This window comes from Marinobacter vulgaris, assembly GCF_003344045.1.
GTDB classification, from domain to species: Bacteria; Pseudomonadota; Gammaproteobacteria; order Pseudomonadales; family Oleiphilaceae; genus Marinobacter; species Marinobacter vulgaris.
Genome location: NZ_QFWX01000001.1, coordinates 329,170 through 343,250, shown reverse-complemented (window position 1 = coordinate 343,250; position 14,081 = coordinate 329,170). Strand labels below are relative to the sequence as shown.

The 14,081-nt window shown below is 58.6% G+C and carries 14 protein-coding genes; 9 read left to right on the top strand and 5 right to left on the bottom strand.

Annotated features, from left to right (window positions below):
* The first annotated feature begins 344 nt into the window (after positions 1-344).
* The gene (locus DIT71_RS01610; protein ID WP_114611779.1) at positions 345-1,022 is read left to right on the top strand and encodes a response regulator; all 678 of its coding nucleotides are present in this window, start codon (positions 345-347) and stop codon (positions 1,020-1,022) included.
* 4 nt (positions 1,023-1,026) lie between these two features.
* Here DIT71_RS01610 and DIT71_RS01605 read toward each other — a convergent pair whose 3' ends face one another.
* From DIT71_RS01605 to DIT71_RS01590, 4 genes are all read right to left on the bottom strand, one after another.
* On the bottom strand, positions 1,027-3,288 hold the full coding sequence (locus DIT71_RS01605) for a PAS domain-containing hybrid sensor histidine kinase/response regulator (protein ID WP_114611778.1): 2,262 nt from the start codon (positions 3,286-3,288) through the stop codon (positions 1,027-1,029).
* Positions 3,266-4,435, bottom strand: a complete 1,170-nt coding sequence (gene nosP / locus DIT71_RS01600; protein WP_406565093.1) for a nitric oxide-sensing protein NosP — start codon at positions 4,433-4,435, stop codon at positions 3,266-3,268. Before nosP ends, DIT71_RS01605 begins: the two co-directional genes overlap by 23 nt.
* A gap of 233 nt (positions 4,436-4,668) precedes the next feature.
* On the bottom strand, positions 4,669-5,829 hold the full coding sequence (locus DIT71_RS01595; RefSeq protein ID WP_114611447.1) for a porin: 1,161 nt from the start codon (positions 5,827-5,829) through the stop codon (positions 4,669-4,671).
* 181 nt (positions 5,830-6,010) lie between these two features.
* Complete coding sequence (locus tag DIT71_RS01590; protein ID WP_114611446.1) at positions 6,011-7,405, bottom strand: WS/DGAT domain-containing protein; 1,395 nt, start codon at positions 7,403-7,405, stop codon at positions 6,011-6,013.
* Positions 7,406-7,703: 298 nt separating this feature from the next.
* Between DIT71_RS01590 and DIT71_RS01585 the strand changes: the two genes are divergently transcribed.
* Positions 7,704-8,627: an alpha/beta hydrolase gene (locus DIT71_RS01585; protein WP_114611445.1), complete on the top strand. Its 924-nt coding sequence runs from the start codon at positions 7,704-7,706 to the stop codon at positions 8,625-8,627.
* 73 nt (positions 8,628-8,700) lie between these two features.
* Positions 8,701-9,450, top strand: a complete 750-nt coding sequence (locus DIT71_RS01580) for an FFLEELY motif protein (RefSeq protein WP_114611444.1) — start codon at positions 8,701-8,703, stop codon at positions 9,448-9,450.
* Between the two features lie 14 nt (positions 9,451-9,464).
* On the opposite strand, the gene DIT71_RS01575 is transcribed toward DIT71_RS01580, so the two are convergent.
* Complete coding sequence (locus DIT71_RS01575; RefSeq protein WP_114611443.1) at positions 9,465-9,743, bottom strand: polyhydroxyalkanoic acid system family protein; 279 nt, start codon at positions 9,741-9,743, stop codon at positions 9,465-9,467.
* A gap of 138 nt (positions 9,744-9,881) precedes the next feature.
* On the opposite strand from DIT71_RS01575, the gene ubiE reads away from it, so the two are divergent.
* The 6 genes from ubiE (at position 9,882) to tatA (ending at position 14,077) form a co-directional block, all read left to right on the top strand.
* Positions 9,882-10,673: a bifunctional demethylmenaquinone methyltransferase/2-methoxy-6-polyprenyl-1,4-benzoquinol methylase UbiE gene (ubiE, locus tag DIT71_RS01570; RefSeq protein ID WP_114611777.1), complete on the top strand. Its 792-nt coding sequence runs from the start codon at positions 9,882-9,884 to the stop codon at positions 10,671-10,673.
* Positions 10,673-11,311, top strand: coding sequence for a ubiquinone biosynthesis accessory factor UbiJ (locus DIT71_RS01565; protein ID WP_114611442.1), 639 nt, complete (start codon positions 10,673-10,675; stop codon positions 11,309-11,311). The genes ubiE and DIT71_RS01565 overlap by 1 nt, the downstream gene beginning before the upstream one ends.
* Positions 11,308-12,957: a ubiquinone biosynthesis regulatory protein kinase UbiB gene (gene ubiB / locus DIT71_RS01560; RefSeq protein WP_114611441.1), complete on the top strand. Its 1,650-nt coding sequence runs from the start codon at positions 11,308-11,310 to the stop codon at positions 12,955-12,957. The genes DIT71_RS01565 and ubiB overlap by 4 nt, the downstream gene beginning before the upstream one ends.
* Before the next feature lie 14 nt (positions 12,958-12,971).
* Complete coding sequence (gene hisI / locus DIT71_RS01555; protein WP_114611440.1) at positions 12,972-13,409, top strand: phosphoribosyl-AMP cyclohydrolase; 438 nt, start codon at positions 12,972-12,974, stop codon at positions 13,407-13,409.
* Positions 13,402-13,731, top strand: a complete 330-nt coding sequence (locus DIT71_RS01550; RefSeq protein WP_114611439.1) for a phosphoribosyl-ATP diphosphatase — start codon at positions 13,402-13,404, stop codon at positions 13,729-13,731. The genes hisI and DIT71_RS01550 overlap by 8 nt, the downstream gene beginning before the upstream one ends.
* 100 nt (positions 13,732-13,831) lie before the next feature.
* Positions 13,832-14,077 (top strand): Sec-independent protein translocase subunit TatA, encoded by a 246-nt coding sequence (gene tatA, locus DIT71_RS01545; RefSeq protein ID WP_114611438.1) that lies wholly within the window; start codon positions 13,832-13,834, stop codon positions 14,075-14,077.
* Positions 14,078-14,081: the final 4 nt, after the last annotated feature.

The window sequence follows — 14,081 nt, the reverse complement described above, 5'->3', positions numbered from 1 at the left end:
CGGGAATTGCCAACCAGGAAAAGGGGCTCCTGGCAGCGTATCGATCAGAGGCAGGCGTTGTTATTCGTTGTTGATTCATGCCTCCACGATACGAAGCCCGCTGCCGCGCAAGAATAGTACTTTGGTGCCTCTTTTTTGGTGCGATGGTCGCATTCAACCGGGGGCGCAGATAACGTGTAATGAAATCATCACAATAATAAACAGAGAACCGCTTCCAGTCCGGAAGCTTCTCTGCCCAGGAGGCCGCTATGCTTAACGAGCTCGATGCCGCACTCTCTTCCGAAAAGCGCTATGCTGCATCGGAAACAGCCCCGAATAATGACAACAACCAGGTGGAGCCATCCATGGAGCCGGCTTACAAAATTCTCATCGCCGACGACCACCCGCTTTTCCGTGAAGCCATCAGCAGCGTCATTTCCTCAGGATTCACCGGCAGCACCATCATAGAAACGGCAGACCTGGATAGCGCAGTGGAAATTACCCGGGAAAACGACGACCTGGACCTGATCCTGCTGGACCTGAACATGCCCGGCATGCACGGCCTTAACGGGCTGATCTCCCTCCGTAACGAGGCGCCCACGATTCCGGTGGTGATTGTGTCGGCGGAAGAGGACAAACAGGTGGTACTCCAGGCCATTACCTATGGCGCCTGCGGTTTTATTACCAAATCCTCGCCCCGGGCCCAGATGACCGAGGCAATTCAGCAAATTCTCAACGGCAACGTTTACCTGCCCTCGGACATCATCCGTACCGGCAAAGAGAGCACCAGCCGCCGCAGCCGCAATGAAGATAACCCCATTTCACCGGAACTGCTGAATTCCCTCACCCGGCGCCAGCTGCTGGTGCTGGAACGCATGTCCAAGGGGGAGTCCAACAAGCAGATTGCCTATAACCTGAATATCGCCGAAACCACGGTAAAGGCCCATGTGTCGGCGATATTGCGCAAGCTTGGGGTTCATAACCGGGTGCAGGCGATTCTGTCGGCCAGTGATGTGGATTTCAGTCAGTACCTGAAGCGGTAGGAGATCACCTCCTCAGGAGGTGATTCATCGCACTGCGCAACTTCAACGGCTTGACCGGCTTGTTCATCAACACATGGCCCAGTTCACGAATATGCTGCTTCAGCTCGTTGCTGTAGTTAGCGGTGATCATCACCACCGGCGCGGGGCAATGCCGGCGGCTGTTGATGCTTGCCACCACGTCCACGCCGTTCTCGTCGTTATCCAGATGATAGTCAGCCAGAATAAGATCCACCGGGCTCTGTGCCGGATCCAGCTGGCGCTCCAGATCCTCCAGTGACACCGCCGAAACCACCTGGCAGTCCCAGCCCTCCAGAAGTGTCTGCATGCCCTGGCAAATGGCGTGATCGTTATCAATCACCCATATTATGGCACCACCCAGACCGCCATCGTTTGACACCATCCGGCTTTCATCCTGTGTCCGCCTTTTCGGCTGCAACCGTCCGACAGGCACTTTAACGCTGAAAACAGAGCCCTTGCCCTCGATGGACTGCACGGTCACCTGATGCCCGAGAATCCGCGAAATCTTGTCCACAATGGCCAGGCCCAGACCCAGACCCTTGTCGGGTTGCGAACCGGCCGGGCGGATGCGCTTGAACTCCTGGAAAATCTCGGTGAGCTTGTCCTGGGGGATGCCGGGGCCGGTATCCCACACCTGCAGCAGCACGTGATCGCCCTCGCGGCGGCAACCCAGCAGGATTCGACCTGTGCCGGTGTAACGGATGGCATTGGTCAGGAAGTTGCGCAGAATGCGCGCCAGCAGCTGGGAGTCTGATTCCACCACCGCCGATGACGGCACAAAATCCAGGGTCAGGCCCTCTGCCATGGCCATCTGGCGGAACTCCCGGGCGATGTTGTTGAGCAGGTCTCTCAGGTCGAACGCCATGATGTCCGGCTTGATAACCCCCGCGTCCAGCTTGGAGATATCCACCAGAGTACCCAACAGGTTTTCCACGTCATCCAGCGAGGTGCTCACCGATCGCACCAGCCCTTCCGCCTTGGGCCCGAAGGAGTGCTCCAGCAGAGCGCTGGTGAACAGGCGCGCGGCGTTCAGGGGTTGCAGCAGGTCGTGGCTGACCGCTGCCAGGAACTTGGTCTTGGACAGATTGGCGCGCTCGGCGTCCATCTTGGCGTCCCGCAACCGGGCCTCGACGGCCGCGCGCTCATCGATTTCCTGGCGCAACTGGTCGTTGAGCCCGGTCAGGGCAGCCGTGCGCTCCTTGACCCGCCGTTCCAGGTCGTCATAGGCCTGCTCAAGAGCAAGGGCGGTTTTGCGACGGTCGGTGATATCCCGGATCAGTACAAAGAAGCCGGTCACCCGACCCTCCTCGTTAACGTCCGGCACATAGGCACGGAGCATATACCGGATCTCTCCGGTATCGTTGGTTTCCTCGAATTCAAAGTTGACACTGTTGCCTTTCAGCACGTCCTGAATGTGGGGCATAAGCCGCCGGTAAAGCTCCGGCTGGTGAATATCGTACAGATGCTTGCCCAGCGGGGAGTCACCATTGCGGCCGTACCAGTCTTCGTAGACCTTGTTGCAGAATTGCACGCTCATATCTGCGCCAACATAGGCAATCAATGCCGGTACATGGTCGGTGACCACGCGTATCCAGCGTTCGCTTTCCTCCAGCGCCTTGATGCGGCGTGCCATTTCGCTGTTCTTGACGTCGGTGATGTCCGAGTACAGCACCACCAGTCCCCCTTCCCGGGTCGGCCTTTCTGTCATCTGAACCCAGCGGCCATTGGACAGCAGGAACACCACGCCTTCCGAAGAGGCATTGGCATGCTCCTCCACGATCAGCCCGGAAGCGATCGCACGCGTTTTGACTTCGGCAATGGACGTGCCTGCCGGTGGAACCTCAAGGCCGGAGAATTTCCAATAGCTGCGGAAGCGGCTGTTGCACTGGATCAGCCGGTGTTGCTCGTCGAAGAGCACAAAACCGTCGGCGATGCTTTCAATGGCATCGACCAGGCGCTGGCGGGTGGTTTCAGCTTCCTCGCGGGCGCGATGAAGGGCCTTGTTGCTGCCCTTGAGTTCGTCCATGGTCTGGTTCAGGGTTTCGGTGCGTTCACGCACCTGCTCCGCCAGCACCACCGAGTGCTCGAACACCGCATAGGGCTCGGGTTTGTGGGCCGAACCCGATTCCACCCGCACGATCAGGGCATCGCGGATTTTCCGCAGGCGTTCGTTCTCCGCCTCCAGCTCCGCAATACGCTGTTCCCTGCTGCTGTCAGGGTCAGCGTCAGTTGGTTCCGTAACCGGCATCAGGCTGACCAATTACCACCCCCGTGAACGTCTGATTGATATGCATGCCATCGAATTGCTCGCCATAGGTGTTGAAGCCAATGACCTTGTGGTGGCGAAGGAAATCGGAGACCTCATCGGCCACACCGGTCAGCTCCGCCTCCAGACGCCGTAAAAAACAGTCACAGCCAATGGTGACCAGGGGTGGCCCGACCACGCGCTCGGAGGCCTCAATCTGGGTGCGTACGCTGTCCAGCAGGGACCCCGGCTCCATGGCCGTCATCACGATCCCGGTTTCCACCGCGCAGTAGAAGGTCAGGCTGTTGTCAGCGTTTACCCGCTGCACCGAGCGCACGAAATAATGCCCGCCGATGCGGACTGCCATGGGGCGCAGGGCAAAGATCTTGCGATCCAGCGCTTCCACCGTCACACCAACGGCCCGGGCATAGGCTTCGGCCGCCGGTTCCGCATTCAGTTCGTATACCGTGCGGCTCTTGGCATCGGCGTGGGTCACCACCAGTTTCTCGCTCCGCGCCTGCATGTGGTGGGTGGAAAACACCCGGAAATCCAGCGGCGTGTTCACCAGCATCACCGTGGCCGCGCCGGTGTGGAACTTGCCGTCAAAAAATACATGGGTATTGGCCAGGCGTTCATCGTCGCCGGCGGAACCGCCGAACTGGGGAATGGTACCCAGGGCAGCATTGAGAGTGGCCAGTACCAGCTCTTCCCGGCTCGACAGACCATCCAGCAGGGTGATGGCAAAGGTATTGCCCTTTACCGGTGCCAGGCGGGCCTCGCGACAGGTCGACAGCAGGCCGTCAATCAAGCCCTGGGCGTCCTGCAGGGTGAAGCTCTCGAGTTCACTGATCAGCGCACAGTCGATGGAAAAATAGCGCCGGTCAAAGCCGATGGCGGTGATGCAGCCCCGCCCATAACCCTCTGGCGTGATTTCGCCGGCCGATGTGCAACCGCTGACCCGAACGCCGGCAAACACGTGCTCCAGCGCAACGCCCAGGCGCGCGAGATCGTATTCCGCGGAACAGAAGAACAGCACACAACCGAGATTCTCGTGACTCAGCTGGCTGGCAAGGTTGGTAGCGGCCAGCATGGGATCGCGTACATAGGAACTGGCTACCCGGACGGCAGGCAGTGTAGTGGCTGGCTTCATGAATGCACGCTCCGCAACCGGGTGTCTTTCCACCGATTCTACGGCTTTTGCAAACGCAGCCAATGCGACTTCAGTGCTTTTAATGGGAGCGCCAAAATGATCGTAAGCCATTGATTAAAATACCTCCTGAATCAATGCCTGCCAGCGCTGCCGGTTTGCGGGGACGCAAACCGGCACTTTAGTCTTACCCTGAAACAAGACAGAGTCGCTTCCCTGCGCCCTGTCGCCTGCGATCAGAACGTAATAACCGCCCCCACGGCTATGGTGTCCATATCGGCCGCTTCAGCACCTGAGGATTTTACTTCCTGCTCAAACATGTTGTATTCAGCAACCAGCTTGAAGTTGCTGTTTACGTCGTGGAAGAAGCCAATCGTAGTGTTCTCGGTTTCGAAATCTCCAAGCCCGGCAGCCCCAAGTCCGTTTGCATCTGCATCCGTTTCGCCGTAGGAGACCGCCACACGATTAGCTCCAAAGCTATAGGAACCCTGAACAAGGAAGCCGTCCGCATCCTCTTCACTGGCTAACGGTGCATTTATCAAAAGAACAGGGTTATCTCCCTCGGAAGTGAATCCCGATGCGTGGAATGAAAACCCTGCAATTGAGGCCTTTACACCATATCCAAGGGCTTCTGTAGTGATGGACTCATTGGTACTTTCAGTCTCCGACTTCTGATAACGACCGTTCAACCAGGCTGTGAGATCTACGCCGCCAAGAGAGGTTGCATAGCTGATTTCAGATTCAAAGCGAGGCGCTTCCTGGAAGTTATCATTGTTAAAAGGATCTGTCGGGTTAGGGTCGCTGGTCGTTGAAGCCGGCTCCATAATTGCGACCGCAATGTTCAGCCCACCCATGGCCGGCGCCCGGTAAGTAATCTGCGCGCTTGGTGTCGGATAGGGATAGCCGGTGCGGATGTTACCAAAGGAGACACCCCCGGATGAGAGACCCGGAGAACCAAAGCCCATCAGGATTTCATCCAGAAAGATGTTGGAGCGTGCATACAGTCCGAAGTCTTTACCAATCAGCAACTGGCCAAAGTCACCATCAGCAGTTGCATAAAACTGACGAACATCGATGGCGGTATCCGTCGGGTTGTCCATTGAGTCATTGATCGTGGTCCAGAATGATGACCGGCCTCCGAGGACTATATCACCCATGTCCTTGGCGAAGTTGAATCCGATGGTGTTGGGCAGGAAGCCCATCTTTACCGTGGAGTCCGAATTTCCGGACAAGTCGTCATCACGTGAAACGTAGAAGGCATTGAAATAACCATCCACAGAAAAACTGGTTCCATCTTCGCTATATAATTCGATTGCTGCGTTGGCGCCGGTACTTGCCCCCATGGCAGCCGCCATCGCAATAGCAAGCCCTGACTTTCTGAAATTGTTGTTGTTCATAACTCCCCCGGTTTTTATTGAATCTGGGTGTTGAGCAACGGGTCATTACCGGTTGCTCAGGCGCACTCTCTCGCCTGAATTCAATAGTCGGCGAAGCGGAGGGAGTGGAACATGCGCCAAGGGAGCAGGTTTTCTGATCTTTTAGGAGGCGTCGGAAACAGGACTTTGGGATTAATACCCGTCAGGCGGGGAAGCAATCGAGCTCTTGCAGACAATCGTCAAGGAAGGTTTCGGGGTCGACCATGATGGCTTCGTCAGCGACAACACCGAACTGGACCTGGCCGGCATAACTGGCAATGCTGACCCCTAGCCCGATGTCGCCCGCCTGGGGCACCCAGAACATCTGTTCCGTTATACGGCACCCGGCCAGATAGCGCTCATCCCGGGTACCTGCCACGTTCGAGACCACTGCGCTGGCTTTGCCATAGAACACATCCGCAACCGGCTGACGCCAGGCCTCGGGGATGAGAGAGGCACTGCCCGCAAGCGCCCAAGACAGCCCCGGTTGCCAGCTTTTCTTGAGTTTACGGGTTTCATGCTTGATGCGGAAAAGCCGCTCCAGGGCACTTTCACCGTCCACTGGCAAGGGCACGAACACGGTTCCGAAGTAGTTGCCCATGGTACCGGGCTCGGGTTTTATTCCCTCCGGAAGACGGCTGCGAATATCCACCGGTACCGCAGCATGAAGTACCGCCTCATCCATGTCGGTATTGTCAGCCACCAGCCGCTTGCGGACCGCCGCGGCCACGCAACTGAGCAGAACGTCGTTGATGGTGACGCTGGTGACCGTGGCAATGTGGCGAAAACGGTCCAGCGCGATCGGTGGCGACCAGCGGCACTGCCGCCTGCCCAGCAGCGAGCGTTTGAGCGATGAGTCGGTGTCTTCCGGTTCCACCAGCAACTGGCTGAGCTCGTTAACCAGCTTCAGGCTTTTCCAGGTGGCCCTTTCCAGCCCGTTGCGACCGGCCGTTCCACCATTGCGTGGAATGTCCTCACCGGACCCGGCTTCGGCCTGAGGCACCTCACTGGCGGTCAGCTCCCGCAGCCAGGCATTGGCAGCGCGCCCCCAACGCCCGGCATCGGCCTGTTCCGGCGCGCCGTACAGCACCGGCGCCTGCCGTGGTGACGGCGGGCACAGACGCTCGAATATGCCCAGCAGGGAGAGACCGTCTGCGTAGCAGTGATGCATTCGTAACAGCAGCGCGGCGCCACCCTCGGCTTCGGGCAGCAGCCAGAACTTCCAGAGCGGGCGGTAAGCGGGCAGGGGCTGGTTCAGGCGGGCAGACACCCAGCCCTGTAATGCCTGTCGGTCAAGCTCGCCAGTAATCACTTCAAGGTGATGATGAAGCGAGAAAACCGGATCCTCTTCCCACCACCAGCCCGGAGCCCGACGCACGGGCATGAAGCGAAAGCGCTCCCAGGCCAGCCAATAGGTGCGCAGAAATTCCCGGAATCGGGCTGCCGTCAGTCCTTCCACCCGCAGCATGACCGTGATGGTCATGGGGTTTTCCGGTCGCTCGAGGGCCAGCCAGGCTGAATCCACAGGCAACAGCAGATGCGATTCCTTTTGACTCAAACCTGTCTGTCCCCGGGTCAATACAGTGAGAAGTGAATAGATGACCGTGCATTGTGCCAGACAAGCACCAATGGCTCCATATAAGGACTCGCGGCACCCACTCACAAAAAATTACACGGGGGCAACCTTTCACCTATATACTGGTAATAACGATTGATGAAATGGTTATGAGGCACCCGATATGCCTTTGCGCTCGGTTCGTCAAAAGTCTGCTGGCCGCAACCGAGCGTATAATTGAACAACCTGCACCGATAAAAACCAATAAGAGGCGAACGCGGGGTGCTGGAGGAGACCAGTTATGAAAGCGAGTCATGTACGCAAACTGATAAAACCGATAGAAAGCGCCTACTCCGAAATGTTCTCGGGGCACGTTTACCGTGTCGGCACCGGCGCTGTTTCTGTCCGTAATCACAGTGGCAAGGCGGAACAGACCGTTATCGGCGTACACGGCTTTCTGGAGAACCACTGCTACTTCACCCAGGCCTACGATGCACCCACTACCGAACTGATCCTGCTTACCTGTAGCAATTACCACATTCCGGTCAATGGAGTAACGCCCGAGTCTCCGGACTGGGAAGCGCCCATTGAACACATGGAAGGCACCATTGAATACGACGCCTGCATTCTGAACCAGGCACTGGCAAACCTGCCGAGTACCGACAATATCCGTGTGCACGGTCATTCCCGCGGTGGCGCTGTCATTCTGGAGGCTATCAATCAGTGTCCGGAGCTGTTTGAACACGTGGAAGTGGTACTGGAAGCCCCGGTGCTCCCGGATGGCCGGCTTTCCGCCCTGGTGACCGCCATACTGGAACCGGTAAGCCATGGCATGTGGCCGTGGCTGATCCGCCTGATCAACAGCGCGCCGTCGTCTGCCTACGGCCAGACCTTTTTCGGCAAGATGAATCCACGCAAGAAGCAGCTGCTGGGCAAACTGTTTTCCGCCACCAAGGATCACCTGACCATTGTTCGTAACATCGAGGACCTGATGGAGTGGATGGGCCGGACAGACGCAAGCGTCTACAACAACGTGCGTTACGGTACCTTCCTGATCCCCGCCGTGGATCGTATTCTGGATCGCCAGGCCATGCTGGCCAGTGCCCGCCAGAGCCCGACCACCATGCGCATTGTTGAAACCGAGGCCCCCAGCCATTTCATCACGCTCGACAGCAAGGAATGGGTACCAGGCTTTGAAACCCTGCCGGCTATCGCCCACGGCTGAGGTTGCTGCACAATCGTTTCGGCTCCGCTAAACTGGCCCGCTTCGATCGCAGGTTTAGTGGAGCCACACCCCCATGTATCGTGAGCGCCTCGTCGCCACCAGCGTCCAATCCAGCAGCGCCCGCCGCTTGCAGCAATTGTTGCTGGACTACCACGACTTTCGCCAGCACAAGGCCGCCCACCCCTTGCTGGAACACACCTTCCTGATTGCGGACTGGCAGGCGCAGCGGCTCAAAGACACCCATGGGGACCTCTACCGACACCCGGGCTATCACACCGGCCTGGAATTCCTGCTAACAGACCTGTACGCCCCTGCCGGCATGACCCGCCGCGATGACAACATCGACCGGGTCTTCCCGAAAATGGTGAAGTGGTTGCCGGACAACCTGCTGGATACCTTTGCCGGACTGGTCGAGCTTAACCTGATTACCCAGCAGCTGGATCTGGAGCTGGCTGAGCTTTGCCACCACCAGGGTTTCTCACCGGACGCACTGACCAGTGATAACTATTGCCAGGTTTTCCGCAGCAGCCAGCGCATGGCCCATCGCGAACGCCAGATCACCCTGGTAGCAGAGGTAGGTCAGCAACTGGATCGCTACGTGCGCAACCGCACCCTGGGCTGGCTGCTATCCATGAGCAGGGCGCCAGCGGAAATGGCGGACCTGAGCGACCTGCACAGCTTCCTGCATCGGGGCTATTCCGCCTTCCGCAAAATGAATGATGTGGAACTGCTCATCGACCGACTGGTGACGAGGGAGAGAAAGGTGATGGACAATATTCTGAAAGGCCACCCAAAGCCGTTTGAGCTGCCGGGTGACCTTTAGCGGGATACCTTCGCTCAGGCCTTCAGAATCTGGTCCAGCTGGGAATGGATTTCCTGCTCGATGCGGGATTTGAACGGCCGTAGCATCATCCCCAGCTCCAGATGGATATGGAGATCGCTGGCGGTGAGATTGAGGTGTCCCTTCACCCCGCTGCGCTTGAACTTCAGATGGTCGCCTTCCCACTGGTAATTCACGTCAAACTGCTTGGACAGATCCCTGGCCAGGGTTTCGGCCGCCTGGCGGGCGTGGTCTTTGTCGAGGGAATGGGCGCGATGGACATCAATAACGGACATGGATCGGGTTTCTCCGCAAATTGGGGACAGTTTTACAGTGTAAGGCGGCATTAAACTTGTAGCCACCCCCGCAGGCGTTAGAATACGGGGTTCAGATCCTGACAGGACCCAGCCATGAGTGAATACCAGGAAAAAGTCATGAGCGAGCAACAATCGTCGGCCAACCAGCCGCAATCAGGCGCCCCGAAAGACGACGTCACCCATTTTGGCTTCCGCAACGTGCCCAAAAGCCAGAAAGCCGGCCAGGTAGCGGACGTATTCCACTCAGTGGCGGGCAAATATGACCTGATGAACGACCTCATGTCCATGGGAATTCACCGTCTCTGGAAACGCTTCACCATTGAGCTTTCCGGGGTGCGCAAAGGCCATCAGGTGCTCGATATTGCCGGCGGTACCGGCGACCTGACCATGAAGTTTTCCGATCTTGTTGGTCCTGCCGGCAAGGTGGTGCTCGCCGATATCAACGCCTCTATGCTGCAGGTCGGTCGTGGCCGGTTGATGGACCGTGGTTATGCCGGCAACATCGAGTACGTCCAGGCGGACGCCGAACACCTGCCATTCCCGGACAACAGCTTCAACGCCGTCAGTATTGCCTTCGGCCTGCGAAATGTCACCGACAAGGACCAGGCTCTGCGGGATATGACCCGGGTCCTCAAACCGGGCGGCAAGGTGATGGTGCTGGAGTTTTCCAAACCCACCAATCCGCTGCTCAGCAAGGCCTACGATGTGTACTCGTTCAACGCCCTGCCGCTGATGGGCCAGTTGATTGCCGGCGACTCCGGCAGCTACAAATATCTGGCCGAGTCCATCCGCATGCATCCGGACCAGGATACCCTGAAAGCAATGATGGAAGAGGCCGGGCTGGTGAACTGCAAGTATTACAACATGACCGGCGGCGTGGTCGCCCTGCACGTCGGAATCAAGCCCTGATGTTTCCTGGCCCTACCCTGATGTCCGCCGTTACCGCCATCGTCGAGAGTGCCCTCAACCGCGCCCTGGAGCTGGACCCGGCGGGCAAAGGGGCACTGATGTCCGCACTGACGGGGCCGGTACAGTTTTCGCTGGAGACTGTGGGGCTCACCCTGGTGTTGCAGCAGGCCGGTGACCGCGTTCAGGTGACCAGTCAACCGGTCGAATCTCCGGCGCTGATATTGTCTGGCCGGCCCATGGCCTTTGCCGCCCTGGCAACCGGTGACGACCAGGTGTTCAAGGAAGGGCGCATTCAGGTCACCGGCGACACCGCCCTGGCGCATCAGTTCCAGCGTGCCATAGACCAGCTCAACCCGGACTGGGAAGCGGCCATGGCGGCCTATATTGGCGATGTGCCTGCCCACTTCATCGGTCAGCGCGTTCGCGGGGCCGTGCGCTGGAGCAGGCGGGCGTTCGCTTCGCTGAACGACAACCTTGAGGAATACATCCACGAGGAAAGCCAGAGCCTGCCCGGCCGCAGGGAACTTGAGGCTACCTTCACGGATATCGACCGGTTGCACCTGCAGACCGAACGCCTGGAAGCCAGGATTGCACGGCTGGAAAACACCGATCAACAAGACCCACCGGAGACCTCGTGAAGCGCCTGCAACGCCTGTTCCGCATTGCCTGGGTATTCTGCCGGTACCGGCTGGATATCTTTCTGCCAATGGCGGAACTGCCTGTCCCGCTGAAGCTGTTTTTCCTGCTGGCGCCCTGGCATCTGTTCCCGCAACCCAAGCTCGACCGGGGTGACCGGTTGCGCCTGGCCCTCGAGGAACTGGGGCCGGTGTTCGTCAAATTTGGCCAGATTCTCTCCACCCGCCGGGACCTGCTGCCGGACGACATGGCGTTCTCTCTCAAGAATCTGCAGGACAAGGTTCCGCCATTCCCCGGCGAAGCCGCCCAGGACATCATCGAGAAATCCCTCGGTGCACCGGTGGCAGAGCTGTTTGCCGAGTTTTCCCGCGAACCCATGGCCTCCGCCTCCGTGGCCCAGGTCCATGCCGCCACTCTGCGGGACGGCCGGGAAGTGGTGGTCAAGGTAATACGCCCCGGCATCGAGCGTGTCATCCGCCAGGATCTGTCCCTGCTGTACATGATGGCCGGCCTGCTGGAACGGTACTGGTCCGAAGGCCGGCGGCTGCATCCGGTGGAAGTGGTGGCAGATTACGACTCCACCATTCACGACGAACTGGACCAGCAGCGGGAAGCGGCCAATGCCAGCCAGCTGCGGCGCAATTTCGAGAATTCGTCGCTGATCTACATTCCTTACATCGACTGGGATTATACCCGCAAGTCGGTTCTGGTCATGGAACGCATCTACGGCATTCCCATTGCTGACGTTGCGGCACTGCAGGCAGCAGGTGTGAACCTGAAGGTCCTGGCGGAGAAAGGTGTGGAGATCTTCTTCACCCAGGTCTTCCGGGACAGTTTTTTCCACGCCGACATGCATCCGGGCAATATTTTCGTGGACGTCAGCAATCCGGCGGATCCGAGGTACATCGCCGTCGATTTCGGCATTGTCGGTACCCTTGACCCGGACGACCAGAGCTACCTGGCGCGCAATCTGCTGGCGTTTTTCCGTCGCGACTATCGCCAGGTCGCGGAGCTCCATATCCAGTCCGGCTGGGTGCCCGCGGACACCCGAGTCAACGAATTCGAAGCCGCCATCCGTACCGTCTGCGAGCCCATTTTTGAAAAGCCGCTAAAGGACATTTCCTTTGGCCACTTCCTGCTGAGGCTGTTCCAGACAGCGCGGCGATTCAACATGGAAGTGCAGCCACAACTGGTGTTGCTGCAGAAGACCCTGCTGAATGTCGAGGGCCTGGGGCGCCAGCTCTACCCGGAGCTCGACCTGTGGAGCACCGCGCAGCCTTTCCTGGAAACCTGGATGCGCAAGCGTATCGGCCCTTCCGGCCTGATCAAGTCGCTGCAGACCCATCTGCCCGCCTGGCTGGAACAGTCGCCCGAGATGCCGCAGCTGGTCCACGATGCGCTGGTACAGCTGCGCAATTCCGGCTCCAACGGCCAGTCCAGCCGCGCTACACTGGAACTGCTCCGGGAGAACCGTGCCCGGGAAGAGCGGCGCTGGCGCCGGGGGTTGGCAGCCGCCGCATTGGTTGGGGTAGCCTGGCTGAGCATCGACCACGACCTGGCCACCATTGCACAGACCATGCCGGCCCACGGCTGGGCCCTGTTGGCTGCAGCTACCTGGCTGATTGCCGGCAGCGCACGCAAAACCTGATGGACGTCATATAAATGCAAGATTCAGAAGCTAGAGTCAGAAGCCACGACTGGTTGGCAGAGATTCGCTGGAACGCGGACGGGCTGGTGCCTGCCATCGCCCAGGATGCCACCACCGGGGATATCCTCATGATGGCCTGGATGAACGCCGAGTCCCTCAGGCTGACCGCTGAAGAGGGGCAGGCCGTGTATTGGTCACGGTCAAGGGGTAAACTGTGGCGCAAAGGCGAAACCTCCGGCCATCAGCAGATTATTGCGGAAATACGGCTGGATTGTGACGAGGACGTGATTCTTCTCAAGGTCGAACAGAAAGGCGGCATTGCCTGTCACACCGGCCGTCGCAGCTGCTTCTACCGCCGGCTGGAAAATGGTCAATGGACAAGTGTCGAGCCGGTTCTCCGGGACCCTAAGGCAATTTATGGCAACAAACTGGGAGGCAGCAGCAATGAGTGACGTTCTGGAACAACTGGCCCGGGTGCTGGAGGCCCGCCGGGAGGCGGACCCGGACACCTCCTACGTTGCCAGCCTTCACCAGAAGGGCCTTAACAAGATCCTGGAAAAGGTGGGAGAGGAGTGTACGGAAACTCTGCTGGCCGCCAAGGACGCGGAGCACTCGGGCGAAACCCGGGATGTGGTTTATGAAACCGCAGATCTCTGGTTTCATAGCATGGTCATGCTGTCGCGCCTGGGCCTGGGCCCCAAAGACGTGCTCGACGAACTGGCCAGCCGCTTTGACCTTTCAGGCCTTGAAGAGAAGGCGTCGCGTGGCAAATGACCGGAGATACCTCTGAAGAGGGTTTCCGGATGCCCCCCGATGTGGCGTACAATCGGATTTAACAGAAACATAATAGAAATATAGCAACGAGGGTCCCGGCATGGGCATCAGTATCTGGCAACTCCTAATCGTACTCGGCATTGTTATTCTTCTGTTCGGAACCAAAAAGCTCCGCAACATCGGTAGTGACCTGGGCGGCGCCATTCGTGGTTTCAAGAAGTCCATGAGCGATGAAGACAGCAAAAAGGATGCAGACCAGGACGCCATCGAAGAAGAGAATGCCGACGCCAAGGCCTACCAGGCCAGCAGCGCCGAAGAAAAGCCACGGGACAAGTCCCACAGCTGAGACG

Excerpts from the sequence above, each read along its gene's own strand:
- DIT71_RS01610 (WP_114611779.1), top strand. The coding sequence starts at position 345 with ATGGAGCCGGCTTACAAAATTCTCATCGCCGACGACCACCCGCTTTTC.
- DIT71_RS01605 (WP_114611778.1), bottom strand. The coding sequence starts at position 3,288 with ATGCCGGTTACGGAACCAACTGACGCTGACCCTGACAGCAGCAGGGAA.
- nosP (WP_406565093.1), bottom strand. The coding sequence starts at position 4,435 with ATGAAGCCAGCCACTACACTGCCTGCCGTCCGGGTAGCCAGTTCCTAT.
- DIT71_RS01595 (WP_114611447.1), bottom strand. The coding sequence starts at position 5,829 with ATGAACAACAACAATTTCAGAAAGTCAGGGCTTGCTATTGCGATGGCG.
- DIT71_RS01585 (WP_114611445.1), top strand. The coding sequence starts at position 7,704 with ATGAAAGCGAGTCATGTACGCAAACTGATAAAACCGATAGAAAGCGCC.
- DIT71_RS01580 (WP_114611444.1), top strand. The coding sequence starts at position 8,701 with ATGTATCGTGAGCGCCTCGTCGCCACCAGCGTCCAATCCAGCAGCGCC.
- DIT71_RS01575 (WP_114611443.1), bottom strand. The coding sequence starts at position 9,743 with ATGTCCGTTATTGATGTCCATCGCGCCCATTCCCTCGACAAAGACCAC.
- ubiE (WP_114611777.1), top strand. The coding sequence starts at position 9,882 with ATGAGCGAGCAACAATCGTCGGCCAACCAGCCGCAATCAGGCGCCCCG.
- DIT71_RS01565 (WP_114611442.1), top strand. The coding sequence starts at position 10,673 with ATGTTTCCTGGCCCTACCCTGATGTCCGCCGTTACCGCCATCGTCGAG.
- hisI (WP_114611440.1), top strand. The coding sequence starts at position 12,972 with ATGCAAGATTCAGAAGCTAGAGTCAGAAGCCACGACTGGTTGGCAGAG.
- DIT71_RS01550 (WP_114611439.1), top strand. The coding sequence starts at position 13,402 with ATGAGTGACGTTCTGGAACAACTGGCCCGGGTGCTGGAGGCCCGCCGG.
- tatA (WP_114611438.1), top strand. The coding sequence starts at position 13,832 with ATGGGCATCAGTATCTGGCAACTCCTAATCGTACTCGGCATTGTTATT.